The 2368-nt window shown below is 64.8% G+C and carries 2 protein-coding genes and 2 pseudogenes; 1 reads left to right on the top strand and 3 read right to left on the bottom strand.

Features of this window, described 5'->3' with window-relative positions; all coding sequences use genetic code 11:
* Positions 1-201: 201 nt before the first annotated feature.
* The gene (locus BST40_RS27805) at positions 202-930 is read left to right on the top strand and encodes a PPE family protein (protein ID WP_075545190.1); all 729 of its coding nucleotides are present in this window, start codon (positions 202-204) and stop codon (positions 928-930) included.
* Positions 931-1207: 277 nt separating this feature from the next.
* Here BST40_RS27805 and BST40_RS32205 read toward each other — a convergent pair.
* From BST40_RS32205 to BST40_RS30380, 3 genes and pseudogenes are all read right to left on the bottom strand, one after another.
* A pseudogene (locus tag BST40_RS32205) lies at positions 1208-1357 on the bottom strand (hypothetical protein); the annotation flags it as partial.
* A 265-nt stretch (positions 1358-1622) separates the two neighbouring features.
* Positions 1623-1876 (bottom strand): annotated as a pseudogene (locus tag BST40_RS32200) (IS607 family element RNA-guided endonuclease TnpB); the annotation flags it as partial.
* A 129-nt stretch (positions 1877-2005) separates the two neighbouring features.
* Positions 2006-2368, bottom strand: a 363-nt coding sequence (locus tag BST40_RS30380) for a hypothetical protein (RefSeq protein ID WP_208618944.1), incomplete at its 5' end; no start/stop codon positions are given.

The following is a 2368-nucleotide window of genomic DNA, read 5'->3' as shown; positions in this document are numbered from 1 at the left end:
CTCATCTTCGGAAGACCTCGACCCCTATCCCGGCAACGACGCGCCGACCACCTCTACACCCTCATCTGCGAAGAGCCACTAACGTTCCCACCGTCGTTGCCGATCGACTCGAGCTCCTATAAACGTTGCGAGAGTCGGCACTCCACAGGCATTTGCGTCCGAACGAGCGAGTTCAATAGCACCAAGAGAAAGGATTTGGCAATGGGCTATCCCGTATTTCCTCCGGAGATCAATTCAGCGCTCATGAATGCCGGCGCCGGCTCGGGCCCCATACTCGAAGCGGCAGCAGCCTGGGGCGCCCTGGCCGACAAATTACAGTCAGCGGCGGACTCATTCGTATCGGCGATCTCGGGCCTGGCCAGCGGGTTCTGGCAGGGCCGAGCGGCCGCCAAGATGACTGAAGCGGCCGCACCCTATGCCGCGTGGCTTGCGACTGCGGCCGACCACTCCGAAGGCGCGGCCAGCCAAGCCTCCGTGGTAGCCGCCGCCTTTGAGTCGGCCCGGGCCGCGACGGTATGCCCGGCGGTCATCGCGGCTAACCGGGCCATGATCACCGCATTAATCAACGCGAATCTCTTCGGGTTCAACATCCCCGCGATCGCCGCCATGGAAGCCGAGTACGAGCAGATGTGGGCCCAGGATGTGACCGCGATGTTCGGCTACCACGTGGGCGCCTCGTGCGCATTGTCGCAATTGGGCCCCATTCGGCAGCTACTCGGATTCCTGCCCGGTCTAGCACCCACGGCGCCAACGGCGCCGGCGACACCTGCGGTGTCGGTGCCCGCTACGCCTGCCACTCCACAGACACCGCCGGCGGTACCGCAGACACCGACACCACCGTCGTCACCGCCGCCACCCACCAAGCTGCCTATGCCGCCGGGCGGCGTGATCTACCCGACGGGGCCGACGAAGGTAGCCGTAAACGGGTGACTCCCAAGCTACTGGAATCCGGCCTGCCTGACTTGTGACCGGCGCCGGCTGCGAGTTGCGGCACGCCGCGACCAACCGCGTGGGCGTATGCAGGTGTCGCGCCTGTGTGACTTCGCGGGTCTCACGGATCCTCATCACCGTGAGTTGATCGCCGAGAAACCCTGCTAGCCGCAGGATAATTCACACCAAACGGCTGGCGTCGATCAGGCTCGGCGCGGGCGTTTGGGGCGTTTCGCGCTTAGCTTTGGCATGGCGCGGCGCGGATAACACTGCCCTGTTATCCGCGCCACCGGCAGATTTGAAACTTGGCCCAGCTGGAGCCCACTGCCGAATCGGTTTGGGCCATGTTGGCGCCGGCGGCTTGGACCTTTTGGCCGTGGGCGTTAGCTTGTTCGTAGATCACCTGGAAGTTGCGACCCAATGCGGTATGTTGAGGCAACGATATGCAGCCGGCACTAAACGGTCCAGCAGAAGGTTGCGAACAAATGCTGCGCCGTAGCACAAGGATCAGGTCCGTCGTAAATCGTTCGATTTTCTTCCAATACCGCCGAACGCTCACGTTGCTGTCGAATACCAACCGGTGTGCGGCTGAAAAGCCACCCCCGCCATATCGTCAGAAGTGCTGCTGTGCAACGATCTCGACGACTATCTTCACGACGTCGTGACCATTGCACGTCAGTGATCTTTAGTGGTCACGCGACTTGCACCCCGTCTTGGGATTGTTCGGCAGCCTTGTGGCTGCGTCTCTTCCACACGTCATAGCCACCAGCCCGGCCAGGCCGGGTCTTATGGTCGGCTCCACGCTTGACGGCGGCCCCAACTGGGCCGACGACACCAACGGGTTCCTCGTAGCGTGCGAGGTTGATGGCAGCGCAGCCATGTAGGTAAGCGACGCTACGCATTGGTCGCACTGCAGGGTTTCGTCCCATCCGGTGTCCTGAACATACGGATTGGGCAGCTTCGCGCTATAAGTCTTGCCAGCGGCAGAACCCGTCGAGCTGGTGGATCAGATCCGCGTGTCGGATGTTTGAAGTCCTGCATGCTCCGTTACGGCCGCCGTATTAGCACGTTCTCGTCAGCCGTGTTGTCCGGGTCTGCCGTCGGTGCCGCGAAGGCCATCCGCCCCGTCGCGACCATCTCGGCCGGCAAACGGGGCGGTGCCGGTGCCACCCGAGCCGCCGGCTCCCGCCGCACCACCGGTCCCGGCGGCCCCGGCCTCGCCGCCGTCAGCAGCCGGACCGTTGCTGCCCGCACTTCCTATCAGTCCGCCCTTGCCGCCGCCGCCGCTCAGCCCAGCGGCACCGCCGTTGCCGCCGTCACCGCCGGCGCCACCGTTGCCGCCGGCACCGCCATCGCCGCCGGTAGCCTCACCGCCACCGAATCCGTCGTTGCCCGTGGCGGCGCCGCCGTTCCCGCCGACCCCACCGGCGCCCCCGGC

The organism is Mycobacterium persicum (genome assembly GCF_002086675.1).
GTDB classification, from domain to species: Bacteria; Actinomycetota; Actinomycetes; order Mycobacteriales; family Mycobacteriaceae; genus Mycobacterium; species Mycobacterium persicum.
Note: the sequence above shows the minus strand (reverse complement) of the source record. Positions and strands in the feature narration are given on the sequence as shown.

What these genes read in the sequence shown, in the direction of transcription:
- BST40_RS27805 (WP_075545190.1), top strand. Translation starts at nt 202, where the DNA reads ATGGGCTATCCCGTATTTCCTCCGGAGATCAATTCAGCGCTCATGAAT.